This is a genomic window from Paenibacillus donghaensis, from assembly GCF_002192415.1.
GTDB classification, from domain to species: domain Bacteria; phylum Bacillota; class Bacilli; order Paenibacillales; family Paenibacillaceae; genus Paenibacillus_AQ; species Paenibacillus_AQ donghaensis.
In genome coordinates this window covers 6,704,439-6,719,247 of record NZ_CP021780.1, presented here as the reverse complement: position 1 = coordinate 6,719,247, position 14,809 = coordinate 6,704,439, and the positions used below count along the sequence as shown (strand labels likewise).

At 52.1% G+C, this 14,809-nt stretch carries 16 protein-coding genes and 1 pseudogene; 13 read left to right on the top strand and 4 right to left on the bottom strand.

Features of this window, described 5'->3' with window-relative positions; all coding sequences use genetic code 11:
• The first annotated feature begins 24 nt into the window (after positions 1 to 24).
• From B9T62_RS39580 to B9T62_RS30390, 7 genes are all read left to right on the top strand, one after another.
• Entirely contained in the window at positions 25 to 186 is a 162-nt protein-coding gene (locus B9T62_RS39580) for a hypothetical protein (protein WP_157794066.1), read from the top strand.
• A 40-nt stretch (positions 187 to 226) separates the two neighbouring features.
• Positions 227 to 1,066 (top strand): EcsC family protein, encoded by an 840-nt coding sequence (locus B9T62_RS30415; RefSeq protein WP_087918681.1) that lies wholly within the window; start codon positions 227 to 229, stop codon positions 1,064 to 1,066.
• Between the two features lie 96 nt (positions 1,067 to 1,162).
• The gene (locus tag B9T62_RS30410; protein WP_087918680.1) at positions 1,163 to 1,984 is read left to right on the top strand and encodes a methyl-accepting chemotaxis protein; all 822 of its coding nucleotides are present in this window, start codon (positions 1,163 to 1,165) and stop codon (positions 1,982 to 1,984) included.
• 261 nt (positions 1,985 to 2,245) lie between these two features.
• The gene (locus B9T62_RS30405; protein WP_087918679.1) at positions 2,246 to 2,986 is read left to right on the top strand and encodes a Bax inhibitor-1/YccA family protein; all 741 of its coding nucleotides are present in this window, start codon (positions 2,246 to 2,248) and stop codon (positions 2,984 to 2,986) included.
• Between the two features lie 193 nt (positions 2,987 to 3,179).
• Positions 3,180 to 3,734: a TetR/AcrR family transcriptional regulator gene (locus B9T62_RS30400; protein ID WP_087918678.1), complete on the top strand. Its 555-nt coding sequence runs from the start codon at positions 3,180 to 3,182 to the stop codon at positions 3,732 to 3,734.
• Between the two features lie 129 nt (positions 3,735 to 3,863).
• Entirely contained in the window at positions 3,864 to 4,829 is a 966-nt protein-coding gene (locus B9T62_RS30395) for an NAD-dependent epimerase/dehydratase family protein (protein WP_211296369.1), read from the top strand.
• A gap of 65 nt (positions 4,830 to 4,894) precedes the next feature.
• Positions 4,895 to 5,251 (top strand): nucleotide excision repair endonuclease, encoded by a 357-nt coding sequence (locus tag B9T62_RS30390; RefSeq protein ID WP_087918676.1) that lies wholly within the window; start codon positions 4,895 to 4,897, stop codon positions 5,249 to 5,251.
• Positions 5,252 to 5,351: 100 nt separating this feature from the next.
• Here B9T62_RS30390 and B9T62_RS30385 read toward each other — a convergent pair whose 3' ends face one another.
• Positions 5,352 to 6,341 carry a BadF/BadG/BcrA/BcrD ATPase family protein gene (locus B9T62_RS30385; protein WP_087918675.1) on the bottom strand — a complete coding sequence of 330 codons (990 nt, stop codon included), beginning with the start codon at positions 6,339 to 6,341 and terminating at the stop codon, positions 5,352 to 5,354.
• Positions 6,342 to 6,458: 117 nt separating this feature from the next.
• Between B9T62_RS30385 and B9T62_RS30380 the strand changes: the two are divergent.
• The 5 genes and pseudogenes from B9T62_RS30380 to B9T62_RS30360 form a co-directional block, all read left to right on the top strand.
• Positions 6,459 to 6,765 (top strand): annotated as a pseudogene (locus tag B9T62_RS30380) (epimerase); the annotation flags it as partial.
• A 256-nt stretch (positions 6,766 to 7,021) separates the two neighbouring features.
• Positions 7,022 to 7,744, top strand: a complete 723-nt coding sequence (locus tag B9T62_RS30375) for a hypothetical protein (RefSeq protein ID WP_087918674.1) — start codon at positions 7,022 to 7,024, stop codon at positions 7,742 to 7,744.
• A 5-nt stretch (positions 7,745 to 7,749) separates the two neighbouring features.
• The gene (locus tag B9T62_RS30370) at positions 7,750 to 9,036 is read left to right on the top strand and encodes a polysaccharide deacetylase family protein (protein ID WP_087918673.1); all 1,287 of its coding nucleotides are present in this window, start codon (positions 7,750 to 7,752) and stop codon (positions 9,034 to 9,036) included.
• A 195-nt stretch (positions 9,037 to 9,231) separates the two neighbouring features.
• Positions 9,232 to 10,308 carry a dual-specificity RNA methyltransferase RlmN gene (gene rlmN / locus B9T62_RS30365; protein ID WP_087918672.1) on the top strand — a complete coding sequence of 359 codons (1,077 nt, stop codon included), beginning with the start codon at positions 9,232 to 9,234 and terminating at the stop codon, positions 10,306 to 10,308.
• A 364-nt stretch (positions 10,309 to 10,672) separates the two neighbouring features.
• Positions 10,673 to 10,960: a DUF6509 family protein gene (locus tag B9T62_RS30360; RefSeq protein ID WP_087918671.1), complete on the top strand. Its 288-nt coding sequence runs from the start codon at positions 10,673 to 10,675 to the stop codon at positions 10,958 to 10,960.
• A gap of 65 nt (positions 10,961 to 11,025) precedes the next feature.
• Here the strand turns inward: B9T62_RS30360 and B9T62_RS30355 are convergent, their stop codons facing one another.
• Together B9T62_RS30355 and B9T62_RS30350 are read right to left on the bottom strand one after the other, a co-directional pair.
• Positions 11,026 to 11,775, bottom strand: a complete 750-nt coding sequence (locus B9T62_RS30355; protein WP_087918670.1) for an esterase family protein — start codon at positions 11,773 to 11,775, stop codon at positions 11,026 to 11,028.
• Between the two features lie 13 nt (positions 11,776 to 11,788).
• Positions 11,789 to 12,964, bottom strand: coding sequence for an ATP-grasp domain-containing protein (locus tag B9T62_RS30350; RefSeq protein ID WP_245864145.1), 1,176 nt, complete (start codon positions 12,962 to 12,964; stop codon positions 11,789 to 11,791).
• 174 nt (positions 12,965 to 13,138) lie between these two features.
• On the opposite strand from B9T62_RS30350, the gene greA reads away from it, so the two are divergent.
• On the top strand, positions 13,139 to 13,618 hold the full coding sequence (greA, locus tag B9T62_RS30345; protein ID WP_087918669.1) for a transcription elongation factor GreA: 480 nt from the start codon (positions 13,139 to 13,141) through the stop codon (positions 13,616 to 13,618).
• A gap of 305 nt (positions 13,619 to 13,923) precedes the next feature.
• Here the strand turns inward: greA and B9T62_RS30340 are convergent, their stop codons facing one another.
• Positions 13,924 to 14,766, bottom strand: coding sequence for an aldo/keto reductase (locus B9T62_RS30340; RefSeq protein ID WP_087918668.1), 843 nt, complete (start codon positions 14,764 to 14,766; stop codon positions 13,924 to 13,926).
• Positions 14,767 to 14,809 lie beyond the last annotated feature (43 nt).

Sequence of the window (14,809 nt, the reverse complement as noted above, 5' to 3'; positions counted from 1 at the left end):
CAGGCATTTCACGCAGCTTCGCGGATGCCTGACATCTCAGCCCTCGGCCTGGCTGTAGTGATTACCGTCCCTTGGCGTATGTGGCCTGGCTGCAGTGATCACCTGCCCTTGCCGCGCACTGCACTGGGCGGGACAGCCGGGAATCGAATGGCGCTAATGGGGCATTATGTTAAACTGAAGCTATAGGAGAATAAGACGTATAGTACATCATAAGGGAGGTATAATTATGTCCGAGGAGATTCCCCCGTCTGCACCGCTTGAAACTGCGGACGAGCTGCGTGCCGCATTGGCCGAGGTAGCCAAATGGGAGAAGGAACAGAACAAGCTGATGATCTGGGACCGGATTGCCCGCCTGCCGTTTAAGCTGCTGGATAAGATCACCCCTAAGTTCATTCATGACAAGGTTGGCCAGCTGCTGGACGAGCTGGGCAATTATGTCCAGAATGGAGGCAATTATCTTGTGGCCGGCCGCAAGGTGGATTCGCTGATGGCGGAAGCCAGCCGCGCTGCCGGCGGTTCTGAGACTGGGCCCTATCGCTTGGCGGTGATGGACGCAGCGTCCCGCCAGCTGGCACACAGCCGCCGTAATATGGCGACTGCCCAGGGAGCGACCACCGGCTTCGGCGGGGTGTTTACACTTGCTGCCGATATTCCGGCTATTCTGGGCTTGTCGCTGAAGGTGATTCAAGAGATTGGTCTCTGCTATGGCTATGATCCCAGAGATAAGGCGGAGCGTGTATTCACGGTAAAGGTAATGCAATTCTCCTCTTCGGATGTGGTGGGGAAGCGTACGCTGCTGAAGGAGCTTAATCTGCAGGCGGGCGGCAATGGCGATATTACTGCCGGTACCAAGGAAGCCGTCTCCAAAATTCAGGGCTGGCGTGAAGTAATCACCGTATACCGCGACAATTGGGGCTGGAAGAAGCTGTTGCAGGCGGTACCGGTGGCAGGGATGTTTTTTGGTGCCTACACCAACCGCAAGGCGCTGGAGGAAGTGGCCGAGGCCGCGCATATGCTGTACCGCAAGCGAAGAATTCTGGAGCGGTTGGCCGGCGACACTGCCTGAAGGCGAGAGATATCATCTGTAATATAGTTCCTCTTCACTAACGAAGCCAAAGTGTCGATAACATTTCATACACACTTTCTTCAAGGAGATGAACAGATGAACGTTATAGATGCCTTAGTCCTTACCGCGCCTTATTTCAAGCTGATTCACACACAGGATATTATGATTGGTGTTACGGACAGAGAGATGTTCCACTATTATGCTCCCAGTAAGAATATCGACCTTGGACTGGACAAGGGCAGCCCTGTGGTGAAAGAAGATCCTACTCTAATGGCTGCGCTGGAAGGACGTGCAAGTGTGAACCGTGTCCCGGCAGAAGTCTATGGTCATACTGTAATCTCGTCCGGCGTACCGATCTATGGATCTGATGGAACCATCGTCGGGGCTTTAGCGATTGCCTATACACTGGAGAATGAAGCGAAGCTGGGACAACTGACCGATGAGATCAACGAGGTTACCGGACATCTGGTTGACATGGTCCAGACTGTAGCCGCACAGGCTGAGCAGTTGTCAGCTACCTCCTTGCAGATTCTGGACAACTCCCGCAAGGCGGTGTCCGATTCTCAGGAAGTGAACAAGGTGACCGGCTTCATCCGCGAGATCTCGGAGCAGACGAACCTGCTGGGGCTCAATGCGGCCATTGAAGCAGCGCGGGTGGGAGAGCAGGGAGCGGGCTTCGGTGTGGTTGCGAAGGAAGTGCGTAAGCTGTCCGTCAATACTAAAGAGGCCACGCATAGTATCGAAAGTGCGCTGAGCAATGTGCAGCAATCCATCAAGCAGATGGAGCGAGAGATTGAATCGATTGCGGATTCCTCCAACACACAGGCCGAACTGGTGACCGATTTCAGCGAGGTCATTGAACGGTTAAATAGAACAAGCAATGAAATGACGGAATTTATCCGGTCCATCATCCAGTAGATTCAGCGGCCGGTTAGCGCAATTGCTGCTGCAGACAAACCCAAGACTCCCGCAGGGGGTCTTGGGTTTGTTCGCCAGAGGATGAATTCAGTCAGGGCCGGAAATTGGCGGTCCTTTTTGACGGTTCAGTAGCATAGTCTTAAATGGCAGACAGGCGTTGACTGTAATATTTGGAATAGCGATGGTATACTTATACTTTAGCGAGGCAGACAAGAGTAACTAACTATTTTCTCCAAAATAACTTGGTGAGGTGATCGGCTTATGATAGGCCGCAGCGGTAATCCCGCGCTTAATGACAAAACGTTCGAAGAAGCCCGTCCTTCCTCCGGGCAAGCACAGATGACACTTGGCGGAACGGTCAACAAAGCCTTTATTACATTGATCATTCTGCTCGGCGGCGCGTTTAGTGCCTGGATGATGTATTTTAACGGGGAGAATGTATTTCCTTATATGGTGGGGGGCGCAATCGCAGGTTTCGTGCTGGCCCTGATCGTCAGCTTCAGACCCACAGCCGCGCCTTATCTGGTGCCGGTCTATGCGATTGCTGAAGGAGTATTCCTGGGGGCGCTCTCAGCCAATTATGAATCGTTATACAACGGCATTACGCTGCAGGCTGCCTTGTTGACCATTGCTGTATTTTTTGCGCTGCTGCTGGTCTACCGTACCGGTGTGATCAAGGTCAACAACAAGTTCAGACTAGGAGTGCTGGCTGCTACCGGAGGCGTCGCACTGGTGTACCTGCTCAGCTTCGGGCTGGGGATGTTTGGTGTGAACGTGCCTTATCTGCATGATAACAGCCTGATCGGGATCGGAATTTCCGTGGTTATCGTGATCATCGCCGCGCTTAATCTGGTGCTGGATTTCAATTTCATCGAGAATGGTGTACAGCAGGGTGCGCCGAGATATATGGAATGGTATGGGGCCTTTGGCTTGATGGTTACGCTAGTGTGGCTGTATGTGGAAATGCTGCGTCTGCTGTCCAAGCTGTGGAGTCGTAATTAGCAGGGAGCAAGGCCTGATAATAGCAGATTATGTTTCAAGATAACGTCCTCGTCGGGCCATTCGGTTCGACTGAGGACGTTTTTTTGACTTGCATTTTCCATCGTGCTGATTTATACTCCATTTAAATAGTGATTGATCAATAACCAACCAAGGAATATACCGAGAAACAGATGATTTGCCAAAGGAGGCCTTCATGAGTAAAGAAACCAGCTCCGTCCGCGCCAAAGGAGAAGAGGCCGTGTCCGTGAACCGCCGGGAGCAGATTCTGGAGGCTGCTGTTGTTGTTTTTGCCGAGCATGGCTATTACCGGGCTACCACTGCGCAAGTCGCAGAGAAGGTGGGAATCTCCCAACCCTATATCTTCAAGCTGTTCAAGAACAAGGAGGAATTGTTCGTCGCTGCGCTGAGCCGGGCGTTCGAGCGGATCAACACCGCATTCAGCAGACTGGATTCTTCTGCGGATGACATTGTCCAGGAGGCTATTGGGGTATATGAAGCACTGATGCAGACCCATCCCAATGAGATTATTCTGCAGGTGCAGGCGCTGGGCATTCGCGATCAGCTGATCCGTGAGACGATGCAGCGGGGAATGGGTGGTATTACTGAGCTGATGGAACAGCTCTTCACCGCAGCGGGTCTGGAGCATCCCGATGTAGCCGTCAGCACATTTATGGCGAACGGCATGCTCTGTAATATCTCGATGGCACTGGAGATGCCGGCATTGAAGCCGAAGCATCTAGGGCAATAACAGCAGCCGCTGCTGTAATCCGTTCTGTTAAGGAAGGGGACAGCTGAGAAACGGTGGGGCGCAAGCCCTTCTCTTTTTAAGCATTAGTTAGTGATTGATAAATAACCAAACTATAAGGAGGAATATATTATGGTAACAAAAGCTTTGGTGTTAGGCGCAACGGGGGGTACAGGCACAGTAATTATTGCGGAGCTGCTGAAGAGAGGCATAGAAACGGTTGCCTTTGGGCGTTCGCTTCCTAAGCTGGAAGGGCTGGCCCGAAGCCTCGGCCATCCCGCCGGGCTGTCTCTGAAGACTGGAGATGTCTTCAGACCCGAGGATATTGTTGCCGCTGCCGATGGGGTGGACCTGATCATTCACAGCGCTTCGGTGCCGTATAACGAAATGAGCGCACAGCTGCTGCCGATGGCGGAGTCGGTGATGCAGGCGGCATCGCAGCTGGGGAGTAAGGTTATCGCTGTGGATGGGATTTATCCCTATGGACGCCGCACGAATGAGCAGCCGATTGAGGAGCATTACCCGAAGAACCCGCATACCCGCAAAGGCCAGGTGAAGCTGGCCTTCGAGCAGCTATTCTTCAGCCCCCGCTGGGAACGGAGCCCGCGGATGATCGTGCGGCTGCCCGATTATTACGGACCTACGGCCAACGAAGCCTCCTATCTCGGATCAACGCTTGCGGCGATTGCCGCAGGCAAGCCGGCTTTCTTCATCGGCAATAAGAGCGTGCCGCGCGAATATGTCTACTTGCCTGATGCGGCCGTAATGATCGTGGAGCTGGCTCTGCGTGAGGAAGCATACGGGCAGAATTGGCATATTCCCGGCGGCGGTGTGATCTCCGGCGAGGAAATGGTGCGGATCGCCCGGCAAGTAAGCGGCAAGACAAAGCCTGTGATTCCACTGGGCGCAGCAAGTTTATCGCTGCTGGGTCTGGGGGTGCCGGTCATGAAGGAGATTGTGGAGATGCTCTATCTCACCCGGGAGCCGCTGCGCTTAAGCGGCCGGAAATATGAAGCGCTGGTCGGCCCGGTGCCGTCCACCTCTTTTGAAATAGGAATTACGGAGACGGTTAAAGAGATAATGAAACGGGGAAGATAGAAATGGTCACACAGCTGGATCTATGATACTATTTACTCCTATATACAATGAGGAAGTGAACCTTAATGATCAACATTACCATTCCTACAGTGGATGTTTCCATTACGAAGCAAGAGGCTCCGGTACTGAGCAATATCTACGGCTTCACCGATTTCCATCTGATTCCCCGTGATTATGGCGGCATCTTCATGTTCTATAATGCACAGGAGGAGCTGTTGTTTGTCGGCAAGGCCAGAAAGCTGAGACCGCGGATCAAAAAACATTTCGAGGATACCGTATCGCCAGTCAAGGAACACCGCAATGAAATCACCAAGATTGATGTGTGCCTGATCGAAGATCCGGTCCACAGAGAGATCTATGAGACCTACATTGTCAATAAGCTGAGAGCTAAATACAATGTGGACAAAGTGCTGTACAAATAAGCGTCAACCATAAGGGTGCCCTTCAGCCGGTTTCATGGCTGGGGGCACCCTTATGGTTTGGGAGGAGGCGGGTTATGTTGCCCGCAGAAGCATAATAGAGTCAGGGGCGGGTGTGGATACTGCGGCGCAGATTGTCCATTACAGCAGGGGCAGGGCGGATTCCGTCCGACAGTTGGCTGATGGCGTACAGCACGGAGCCGGTCACCGGTGAGAAGACGGGTGCAGGCAGGGTGTAGGTCTTATGATTGCCGCAGGCTAAGAGGGCGGTGAGATTGTCTTTGAAATAGGGGCTGTTGATCACACTTCCGATGAAGGCAACCGGCACCGTCTCTGAGCTGAAGAGAAGCGCCAGCATTTCGATCCCGATCTTCATCTGCTGGATGCAGCGGTCGCAGACCCGCTGAGCCAGCGGGCTTCCCGCCACTGCTGCTGCAGTAATGCAGGGGGTGAACTGCTCGAACCTGCGGTCGCGTTCCTTGGCCCCGGGCATGAAGCCTGCCTTGCCCAGCACAGCAAGCTCCATAACGGTCGCAACCTGCCAATGCTCCAGCAGCTGCTGAACCAGCAGGCTGTCGGCGGGTGCCGTGTTGCCGGCCAGCACCTCATACACGGCATTATAGGAGATGAACCGGGAGCCGCTACCGGTATAATGATGGAAATCATAATTTCGGATCGACTCACCGGCTTCGGTAATGGCGACAATTACCGATCCTGTGCCAGAGAGGACGACAATGCCCGGTTCTGTCAGAAGCGCGCCGTAGTGGGCCGCTACCGCATCATTGAAATGCCATCGCGGACAGTCCAGCCCTTCCACGGCTGTCAGCGACTCCACCCATTGCAGGTCTTCTTCCTTGTCGTAGCCGGCAATTCCGGCGGCAATCCCACTTACCTCAGCTGCGGTTCTCCCTGCCGCAGCCAATGCCTCACGGATCGCTTCATGCACATTATCCCGTGCCAGCGGGTCTCTGTGGATGGAGGCGCCGCCTTTTTCCACATAAGCCAGCACATGACCTTGCCGGTCACTGACCATCACCCGTGTGCGTGTACCGCCGCCGTCTATTCCAATCACAAGCTGTTTGGTATTTAACATCTGTAACATCCCTCCGCCAGTCATCATACATATTATTCCATTGTATAATAAACGAAGGTGTATTTGCGAATCTGTGCCTGGAGGGCAGCAGGATTCCGAACTCTATACATCATGCGGAACTATCTGGGATCAACGCTTGCGGCGATTGCCGCAGGCAAGCCGGCTTTCTTCATCGGCAATAAGAGCGTGCCGCGTGAATATGTCTACTTGCCTGATGCGGCTGTGATGATCGTGGAGCTGGCTCTGCGTGAGGAAGCATACGGGCAGAATTGGCATATTCCCGGCGGCGGTGTGATCTCCGGCGAGGAGATGGTGCGAATCGCCCGGCAAGCAAGCGGCAAGACGAAGCCGGTAATCCCTCTGGGGGGCAGCGGCGTTGTCGCTGTTGGGTCTAAGGGTGCCCGTCATGAAGGGGATTGTGGACAAAGTACTATATAAATAAATGCGTTTACGAAAAAGGCGTGGTCCCAAAGGACTACGTTTTTTTGTTGGCGTAAGGTGAGGCATAGGGGAAATTAGTCTAAAGACATGGGGATGATCGCTATTTTAGGTGAACTAGGCCTTTGGATACATTTAGGAAAGTTAGATACTAAGGCTCACTTACGCATCGGATAAATCAACTATAATAAATTCGTACATGCTCGACATATTTTGACATTTATAATGAGGTGATTATATAGATGGCTGCTCCTTTTTTTAAGAGGAAAGATTCTGCGGACAAATCAGTCAAACCGGGAATGGTTCAAAAGGTACAACTAGCCGAACTTCCATCCGAGGATAGCGAGAGTTATGAGAAGGCTGACAGTGCACCCGGCCTTGTGTCCATCGGCAAAGCGCAACTGGATAAGAAGTCTCTGGATCTGGTCTTTGCGGTTGAACAGATGATTCAGGCCAGAGCGCATGCCGAAACGAACAATCATGAGCTGCAGGACCGGCTGAATCATTCCAGCAGTCATGTGGAACGGCTGGGCAGGGACCTCAAGAACCTGAACAAGGTGATTGAAGAACGGGAGAAGAGTATCCTGGAGCTTGAGCACAAATTAGTGGAGAAGAATCTGAAGGTGGATCAGGTGCTGGAGGATTACCGTGAGCTTCACACGACCCTATCGGGGGAAATGGATGAGCTTAAGAGCACGATTGATCTGGAACAGCAGAAATATGCCAATCTTGTACAAAAGCATAACGATGCCATCTCGGAGAAGCTTAAGCGGATGAATGAGCTGGAAGAGAAAATCGGGCGTCTGGAGACAGAGAACGGTCATCTGAAACAGAAATACGACACGGTTCGGCAGGAGAAAACCTACCTCTCCAGCATGATCAGCGATTTCACTAACCGCATGACAGTACCCTTTGGCGGAAGCACCCCACCGGCAGAGCGTAACGACAGCAATGGAGATACATAGGATCTATGTCAGTACACCCGGCGAATGCTGCTCGGATGATAGAGCTGCTGTCGCTTGAGCAGAGGCAGGACGTCTATCGGATGGAGGTAGGTTTAACCCACAGCAGCGGTTTCGCCCGCAAAATGCTTATCATCGATGAATATACATATATGCAATTGAACCAGCTAGGCCCCTTTGAGGGGCGAAGAGTACGTTTGTCTCCCTATCCCAAGTGGGACCCCTTCCGCCGCACCTTTTTCAGCTCCCTTATCAAAATGAACAAAACCTTCAGCGAAACGCTGTATTTTGCCTGCTCCAGCGATTATGCCTCGCAGCTTGTTGGATTCTGGCCGGAGGAGGAACTCCCGTCCGATTCGGAACCAACGTCATTGACACCGGAAGTTCCGCCACCAGCGCCGAGTCCGCTGAACCGAAGAAGAAGCCTGCGGCCTGCCCGATTAGTGCTGCTGATCGGTATTCTCTTCGGCTGCCTCATCGCTTTGTTTCTCCTGCGCATGGACGGCAAGCTGTTCAGGAACAGCGCCGAAGCCTATGAAGATTCCGTTCAGGCGGCGGAAGTTTCAGAGTTCAGCGTCCCGGCTCCTTATGTGCCGGTTATTCAGGCGGCAGAATACCAGAGCAGCCAGATGCAGGCTGTCCCGGAGGACGTGCAATTGAGGCAGCAACACCCGGCGGAAGCTCAGAAGGAAGAGGATAAGCTGTATGAAGAGATAGAACTGGAGGGGGACAGCTATCAATATAGCCTGCCTCAGGGCTATGTAGCCTTGTCCTTTGACGACGGTCCCTCGAAGTATACCCGGCAGATTGTAGACATTCTGCAGGAGCATGGAGTGGCGGCCAACTTTTTGTTTATTGGACAGAATGCCCGGCGGTATCCCGCAGAAGTCAGATACGCCGATGAGCATGGTATGCCTGTAGGCAACCACTCCTGGGATCACAGTGATATGACGCGGAACAGCAGTCAGGAGAACCGGGAGAATCTGGAGAGAGCCACCCGGGAGCTTGAGCAGAACATGTTATCTGCTGTAACTGTGTTTCGCCCGCCTTATGGTGCGGTCAATGATGAACTGGCCGCAGAAGTCGGTCGGCAGCAGATGAAGCTGTTGCTCTGGAACCGTGATCCTGAAGATTGGAAGGCAGGCAATGCGGAGCAGGTTCTCCGTTACTTCCAAATGACGGACCCGTCAGGTGGAATGTATCTGCTGCATGAAAAAGCAGTTACCGTGAAGGCGCTGCCGGATATCATAACGCACCTTAAGGCGAAGGGGTTGAAATTCGCCATCTTTAAATAAGCAGCAAGAAGCGTATCCTTAATGCAGCGGGAACGCTTTTTGTTGTGTGTTTATATTGAAACAACTACGGAATCGGCTGGAATTCCCCTTGTTTTAATAAACGAAATTTGAGACAATAAGTTATTGTTGTTGCTAATGTTCCCGCAAGGTAGAATAGATTGATTGAACTTTTAAGTTTTGAAAAGAGGATATGAAATGAATACAGAATCCATTTATGGATTAACTTTGGATCAAATGACGGCTTGGCTGTTGGAATACGGTCATAAGAAATTTAGGGCGACCCAGATCTGGGAGGGGCTGTACCGCAAGCGGATCTCCGAATTCACGGAATTGCTTGCGCTTGACGCCAACCCCGAGTGTGTCCAGCTGATTGCGGACCATTTCGCCATTCATACAATGGAAGAGCATGTGAAGCAGGAATCAACCGATGGAACGGTGAAATTCCTGTTTCGGCTCAGAGACGGCAACCTGATCGAGACGGTGCTGATGAGACAGAAGTACGGTCTGTCGGTATGCGTCACCACCCAGGTAGGCTGCAATATCGGCTGCAGCTTCTGTGCCAGCGGACTGCTGGCTAAGAGCCGCGACCTGTCGAGCGGCGAGATTGTGGAGCAGATTATGAAGGTGCAGCAATACCTGGACCAGGCCGGTCAAGGGGAGAAGGTCAGCCATGTGGTGGTGATGGGCATCGGCGAGCCTTTTGACAACTTCCGCAACCTGCTCGATTTCCTGGCAATCATCAAGGATCACAAGGGACTGGCCATCGCCGGAAGAGGGATCACCGTGTCCACAAGCGGTCTGGCCGGCAAAATCATCGAATTCGCCGATGCGAATATGCAGGTCAATCTGGCGGTTTCTTTACACGCGCCGAACAACGAGCTGCGCACGCGGATTATGAAGATCAACCGGGCGATTCCTATTGAGCAGCTGATGGAGTCGATCGATTATTATCTGGCTAAGACGAAGCGCAGAATTACCTTGGAGTATATCCTGATGAAGGATGTCAATGATCAGAAGGAGCATGCCCTGGAGCTGGCCGAGCTGATTGGCGAGCGCAGACAGCTGGTGAATGTGAACCTGATTCCTTACAATCCAGTGGATGAGCACAGCCAGTATCATCGCAGCGAGCTGGAATCGATCCGCGGGTTCTTCGATACCCTGAAGAAGCAGAATGTCAGCGTCAGCACCCGTCTGGAGCATGGAGTCGACATTGATGCCGCCTGCGGACAGCTGCGCAGCAAGCAGATCAAGAAATCGAAGGCGGTTGTCTAAGCGGTAGCGGCTGCACCGTCTGAAGCCGGCATAGGAGAAGGGAAGCGCGCCCCTCGCGGGTGCGCTTTTTGTGCGTAATCTGTACCTCCAGAGGGTTAAATCGGCAGATTCATGGAGAAACTGCTCAGTAAGGGCAGACAAGTAGAAACGGCTTTGCCGTCCTCAGCAAAAGCGTATGCTTCCGAAGCAGCGATACTACGTATCGCTTTTAGGCATCCGTTTCTGCGAGAAATAGAAGGATAATTGCTGGAGTGAAGCCTATAAATTCTTATATTTTAAAGAAAAACGAAACGCGAAATCATTGTCTATGTATTTGTGTTACAATAACCTGTGGCAGTTATTAGGAAATGAGGCTGATGGAGTTATGCTGAAATTTACGAGTTACAAAGTGGACAACCTAAAGGATCCTTTTGGTATTCTAACCGGCAAAAGATATGAGTTCGTCATTAATCTCGATGTTCCCGAGGACGATGAGCTGTATTTGGAAAATGGGGTTTCCGCACGTGTGATTGTTAAAGTGGAGGACGAAGAGACCAGCATCGTCAGCTACGATCTGCAGGAGACAACAACCGGCAATGTGCTGGAGTTTGATTTCGAAGAGGACGAGGAAGCCGCGCTGGTATTGTTCTGCAAGGAGCATTTGCCGGAATAATCAGAGGCCGCAGGCGCTCCGGGAGACATGCTCCCAGAGGCTGCGGCATCCGTGAAGCAGATCCTTTATAAGCAATCGGCCATATAATAAGCGATCTGCTTATTCCACCAAGGCCAGTCATGATCGACATCCTTGCCCCAATATTCGATGCGGGCAGGGATGTTTTTGTGCTGGAGCAGGTCCTGAAGCAGGCGGGTCTCATGCAGCATCTCATCCTCATAAGCGCCCTGTCCGCAGCAGAGAATGATTCGGCTGTTCCGGTACTGCTGAAGATAGTGTTCATCGTGAAGATCAGGCAGATAGCGCAGCGGCGAGTTGTAGTAGACCTGTTCACTGACATAATCGCCGAAGAAATATTGTGTGGAATAGACCCCGCTCAGTGCGATCAGAGCATCGAAATAATGCGGATAGCGGAAAAAGAACCCTGCGCTGTAATAAGCCCCCATCGAGCAGCCGGAGATCAGAATCTTCTGGTCGCTGCCGCCGTTGTTCTGCTTGCTCTGGTGAAGAATCGCGGGGATGAGCTCCTGTGTGATGTATTTATCGTATTGCTCATGGCGGTTGATCTTGTCCTCGATGTTCCAGTGCCCGGAGAAGAAGGTCTCCTCATCTATGCTGTCGCAGGCCCAGATCTGCAGCTTGCCGGCGTCGATGAAGGGCCGCAGCGTGTCGACCATTCCCGAATCCTCATACTGGTAGAAGCGGCCGAGCGAGGTGGGGAAGACCAGCATCGGTTTGCCGGCGTGCCCGTAGACTTTGTACTCCATCTCCTTGTTCAGCCGATGGCTGTATTCCTTATGATAGCTGATCCGCATGCCTGACCCCTTCCTATCCTTCTTCTAGTTGAATGTAGTTCACGATCTCTCGGACCTGATCCAGCGATGGGGAACGGAATTGATAAGCGCTGTTGCCCATCGCCCGGCTGAACACCTGCTCAATCTCAGCGTATTTGACGATCAGATTCTCGTAAGTGTTAAGAATATCGCCGTGGCTGTGGACATAATGCTTGTGCTGCTTGCGGCTGGCATAGCCGGTATAATATTGGCCTTCATAAGGTCCGCCCATCTGATCGTTGACGATCATCGCGGCCCATTCCTTGTAGATGTCGACGTCATAGCTGAAGTTGATGGCATCGGTCATCCAGGCTCCCGGCGGGCGCATATTCACTTCAAGCGCGATGATTCTGCCATCCTTATTCGATTTGAACAATTCAATATGGAAGAAACGCTCCTTAATCTCAAAAGCCTGCAGAATCCGCCGTCCGGCATCCTCCACCTCGGGGCTGATATCCTTCAGGCAGTAATAATAAAGATGGTTGTCCGTGTTCACCACATCCATCACACTTTGCTCAAAGAGATGGCTCACCGCGAACTGTACCTTGCCGCTACGGTCAATCAGTCCGTCGTAGGTCAGGATAACGCCGTCGATAAATTCCTCCATAATAAAGGCTGTATCCTCAGGTTTGGTAGCAAAAAAATAATCCAGCTCCTCCGTATTGTTCAGCTTGTAGGTCTGGCTGGCTCCGGAGCCAAGGTCCGGCTTGACGACCAGTGGATAACCGCAGGCGGCGATGAATTCCTCTGCACTCTCGCGCGTAGTTCCCGTTGAGAACTGTACGGTGCTTACACCGCTTTTATGAAAGAAATCCTTCATCTTGGACTTCTGCTTCAGGTTATACACGAAATCTAGCCTTGTGCCATAGATGTTGAAATCGGTGCGGATCGCCGCATCCAGCTCCAGCCAGTGTTCGTTCAGCGATTCGAACCGGTCGATCTTCCCGTATTTATGGGTGAAGAAGCCCACGGCCCGCAGCACTTCGCCGTAATCTTCCATACTGTGAACCTTGTAATACTCCGTCAGCGAGTCTTTCAGCTTGTCCTCCAGCTGGCCATATGCAAGATCTCCGATGCCCAGAACCGTAGCCCCCTGCTGCTTCAGATGGAAACAGAAATCGGCGCTGTTCTGCGGGAAATGAGGGGAGAAAAAGATAAAGTTAATGATCAACGACCCCTTTGCTGAGTGTTTAATTCCGAGTTAAATACTGAGAATAATGATTAAATTCAATCTACCAGTTCCCTTAAGATTCGTCAATCTCCAGCTGTGGTATTCATTCTTTTCGCATGTTTGGGGAATATCATGTAGAATACAATAATGGCAGGCCAAATAGGAGTTGTAAATATGTCCAATGAAGAAGTATTTTTGACCAAAGAAGGGCTAGCGAAGTTAGAGGAAGAGCTGAAGGAGCTCAAAACGGTGAAGCGCAAGGAACTGGCCGCCCGGCTTAAACTGGCGATCAGCTACGGCGACCTGAAGGAGAACAGCGAGTACCACTCCGCGAAGGACGATCAATCGTTTATGGAGACCCGGATTTTGATTCTGGAGAAGATGCTGACCAAGGCCCGGGTTGTGGACGAGAGCAGCATGGACACCACTAAAGTCAGCGTAGGTTCCATCGTTATTCTTAACGATGTGGAATACTCGGAGAAGATTGAATATAGAATCGTCGGCCCGGCCGAAGCGGATGTGCTGGACAACAAGATTTCCTACGAAAGTCCCTTGGGCAAGGAGCTGCTGAACAAGAAGGTAGGCAGCATTGTCAGCGTCAATGCACCGATGGGTATTATTAAATATGAGCTGCTGGAAATTAAATTGCTGTAAAAAGGGCTCGAATTCAATTAGCGGTAGACCGCATGTGAAGAAAGGCCGCTACGGGTTCGGGGGGTTCTTGCGATCGCTGTTAAAGCCCGATTTCCTGATTGTAAACTGATTATAGGTTGAAATCAGTCTTTAAAGGCGAACACTATCGTTTCTCCAGAATCCCCCCGACCCTTCGCTCTGTTCACTCGTATAGTCAACCGCTGATTTTTGATTGAACCCTAAATGGGATACCAAGAAGCCTCTCCCCACCTGAAACTCGGGAAGAGGCTTTTTGGCATGTGGAGCAGCATGAAGAAGAGGCTGCCTCAGAAATCAAAGTTGTCGGGATCGGGTCCGACCCGCTGCCCGATATCCAGTGCGGCGATCTGCTCCATCTCTGCGTCACTCAGGCTAAAGTCAAACAGCGAGGCATTCTCCGCAATCCGCTGCGCGTTGGTCGACTTGGGAATCGTCACAATCCCGCGCTGCAGATCCCAGCGTAGAATCACCTGGGCCACCGATTTGCCGTGGCGCGCGGCGATAGCCTGCAGCACCGGCTGCTCCAGCAGTTGGCCCTGCATCAGCGGGGACCAGGCTTCGAGCTGGATGCCTTCTGCCTGGCAGAATTCCAGCAGCTCCTGCTGGACCAGGTTCGGGTGCAGCTCAACCTGGTTGACCATGGGCTTGATTTCCGCGTCCTTCATCAGCTCCTGCAGATGATGGATCTGGAAATTGCTGACTCCGATCGCTTTCACGCGGCCCTGCTTATATAGGGTTTCCAGCGCTCTCCACGCTTCCTTGAATTTCCCTGCCACCGGCCAGTGGATCAGGTAGAGGTCCAGATACTCCAGCTCCAGCTTGTTCAGACTCTCTTCATAGGCCGCAAGTGTGGATTCGTAGCCCAGATCGGCATTCCACACCTTGGAGGTGATGAACAGCTCCTCCCGGGTCAGCGTATTCCCGGCCAGCGCCTCGCGGATGCCCTGCCCCACACCTGCCTCATTGCCGTAAATGGCAGCCGTATCGATACTGCGGTAACCGTGAACCAGCGCAGTCTTAACAGCCTGGACCAGCTCGGCCCCTTCCTCTACCTTGAATACGCCAAGTCCCACCCAAGGCATATTTACGCCATTCGATAATGCAGTAGTATCCTGTAAATGTTTAGCCATAATAAGTGTACCTCCTGAAATTAAATTAAGTTGTATTGTAAAA